Genomic DNA, 2,805 nt, shown 5'->3' on the forward strand with positions numbered 1-2,805 from the left:
TGTTTCTAACGGCATTCCACATTCACAATAATCCTTATCTATTGTTTCCTTCAAGTCGTGACTGGCAGCGAATGTTAATAAATAAAATGCCCGGAAGTGTAACCCGGTGGAGGCCACAACCGTTACGCAATTGCCATTTCATTCGTAAGGAATTTGATACACACGGAATAAAGCTTCGGGTAGCCACAGCCTTCCTGAATTAAATCCCAATCTTCTTCAAAATATCCACCGTATGTGATCCTGCCCCCACAAGTTCCGGGCGTTCACATACCGAAAGATGATATCGGATAAATGTCTCAAATGTCTCATCATCCATTGCATTGAGTACCGGGCGCATATAATCCGAAGGTCCGTCTGCTGAGATTACTTTAATCCGTTCCAGTCCGGCGGCCTTATTATATGCATCCATATCTTCCAGACGTACATAATCATAGAGGTCTTCCGGTTTTGGCTGTACACGGAAGTTTTCATCAATCTTCCCACTTTCTATACATTCTAAAATATGATTCTGTTTGAATCCATAGGTCAGGACACTGTATTCATTCATACAGTAAGCAACCATGATTACACCGTCATCTTTTAGTACACGTTTTGCTTCGGTCAGTGCCTTGACTTTGTCTTCCATGGAATACAGATGGTACATAGGGCCAAATACCAGGATCAAGTCGAATTCTTTATCCGAAAAGCGAGATAGTTTCATAGCATTACCCTGATAAGCTTTTACGGAACTGTTCTTCTTTTTTAAAATGCCAAGATTATATTTAACCAGTTCAACAGCGGTAACATCGTAACCTTCTTCCGCAAGGGCGACACTGTAACGGCCGGTTCCTGCACCTACATCCAGAATTTTTGCAGATTTATCTTTTGGAAGATATTCGTGTATATATTTCATAGAAGTTGTAAATTCGACTTGTCCATGCCGGCTTCCAAGACGTTTTTCTTCGTTAAATTTATTATAATATTTCTCAAGTTCAGTCATCATAGTGAAGAATTCTCCTTATATCAAAAAAATATCTGCTCATACCTTATCCACTTTAACATAAAGTCCGGGATTATGGGCATAAAATATTTACAGAATTGAGAAAATATCATTCATTCTGTATAATAAGATAACAATAAGATCCTGTAAATGACAAAGAAGAGGAAAATGATTATGGATAATACAGAAACTGCGAATATAAGGCTATTACAGAATGCAAAAGAAATTATGGATTTTGATGCTTCGGAACTGGATGTATATGCAAGGCTCACAGAAGCACAGCTTTTGAACAAAGACCATCCGGAGAAAGGACTGTTTATTGCGGAAAGTCCGAAAGTGATTATCCGGGCATTGGATGGAGGATATGAGCCGGTGTCTGTTCTGGTAGAAAAAAAGCAGGCTTTGGAAGATGCGGAAACAATAGCCGTACTTGAACGGTGTGCCAATGTACCGATATATACGGCAGAATTTGCTGTACTGACGAAGCTTACCGGATTTAAACTGACCAGAGGAATGTTATGTGTAATGAAAAGGCGGAATCTGCCGGGGCTACGGGAAATCTGTGCCGGCTGTGACAGAATAGCAGTACTTGAAAATGTAATGAATCCCACGAATGTAGGCGCTATCTTCCGTTCAGCAGCGGCACTTCACATGGATGCAGTGATTTTGACAGGTGGATGCAGTAATCCGCTTTACCGAAGAGCAAGCCGGGTCAGTATGGGGACAGTGTTCCAAATTCCGTGGACATTTGTGGATAGATCTGTAAGCTGGCCAAAAGAAGGAATGCATATATTACGTGAACTGGGATTTAAGACGGCGGCGATGGCAGTGAAAGAAAATTCCGTAAGTATCGCTGATCCAAAACTCGCAAAAGAAGAGAAGCTGGCAGTGATATTGGGAACGGAAGGAGACGGACTGCTGGCGGAAACCATTGCCGCCTGCGATTATACGGTAATGATTCCGATGTCACACGGTGTGGATTCGCTGAATGTCGCAGCTGCCAGTGCGGTTGCATTCTGGCAGTTAGGAATGAAGAATTGCTAATAAAAAGAATGTAAAATCAGCAAACTTGTGTTATGATAAAAAGCAAAAAGACAAACAGGTATAGGAGGAATCATAGAATGTATATTACATGTCTGGATGTTGAAGGAGTATTAGTACCGGAAATATGGATCGCATTTGCCGAGGAAAGTGGAATCCCTGAACTAAAAAGAACGACAAGGGATGAACCGGATTACAATAAACTGATGAGATGGAGACTGGATATTTTAAAAGAACATGGACTTGGAATCAAGGAAATCCAGGAAACGATTGCTAAGATCGACCCACTCCCGGGAGCAAAAGAATTCTTAGATGAACTGCGCTCTTTCAGTCAGGTAATTCTGATCAGTGATACTTTTACAGAATTTGCACAGCCATTGATGGAAAAGCTCGGAAGACCGACATTGTTCTGCAACAGTCTTGAGATCGCAGAAAATGGCGAGATCACAGATTTTAAGATGCGTGTGGAAAACTCAAAACTCAGCACCGTGAAAGCACTACAGTCTATTGGATTTGAAACAATTGCAAGTGGCGATTCGTACAACGATCTGGGCATGATCCAAGCAGGAAAAGCAGGATTCCTGTTCCGCACCACTGATAAGATCAAAGAAGATCATCCGGAGATTCCGGCATACGAGACATATGCGGAATTGTTGGGAGCTATAAAATCGGTAATTGGAATTTAATTGGGATTTAATTCAGGAAGGCTGTGGATACCCGAACCGGAATAAAGCTTGGAAAGGTGTTCCTGTTCAGGTTCCATCGGCGGGTCAATTCTAAAGGGG

3 protein-coding genes are annotated in these 2,805 nt (G+C 41.7%); 2 read left to right on the top strand and 1 reads right to left on the bottom strand.

Annotation, left to right across the window (positions count from 1 at the left end; genetic code table 11):
- Positions 1-199: 199 nt before the first annotated feature.
- Positions 200-982, bottom strand: coding sequence for a class I SAM-dependent methyltransferase (locus OCV72_RS16390; protein WP_028088496.1), 783 nt, complete (start codon positions 980-982; stop codon positions 200-202).
- Positions 983-1,147: 165 nt separating this feature from the next.
- On the opposite strand from OCV72_RS16390, the gene OCV72_RS16395 reads away from it, so the two are divergent.
- Both OCV72_RS16395 and thrH read left to right on the top strand, forming a co-directional pair.
- Positions 1,148-2,023, top strand: a complete 876-nt coding sequence (locus OCV72_RS16395) for a TrmH family RNA methyltransferase (RefSeq protein ID WP_081021099.1) — start codon at positions 1,148-1,150, stop codon at positions 2,021-2,023.
- Between the two features lie 77 nt (positions 2,024-2,100).
- Positions 2,101-2,706, top strand: coding sequence for a bifunctional phosphoserine phosphatase/homoserine phosphotransferase ThrH (thrH, locus tag OCV72_RS16400; RefSeq protein WP_055284951.1), 606 nt, complete (start codon positions 2,101-2,103; stop codon positions 2,704-2,706).
- Positions 2,707-2,805: the final 99 nt, after the last annotated feature.

The sequence above is a fragment of the Dorea amylophila genome, from assembly GCF_025567265.1.
In the GTDB taxonomy this organism is placed as follows: Bacteria; Bacillota; Clostridia; order Lachnospirales; family Lachnospiraceae; genus Dorea_A; species Dorea_A amylophila.

Bases quoted from the DNA above. Each gene is read 5' to 3' on its own strand.
- thrH (WP_055284951.1), top strand. From the start codon at position 2,101: ATGTATATTACATGTCTGGATGTTGAAGGAGTATTAGTACCGGAAATA.
- OCV72_RS16395 (WP_081021099.1), top strand. From the start codon at position 1,148: ATGATTATGGATAATACAGAAACTGCGAATATAAGGCTATTACAGAAT.
- OCV72_RS16390 (WP_028088496.1), bottom strand. From the start codon at position 982: ATGATGACTGAACTTGAGAAATATTATAATAAATTTAACGAAGAAAAA.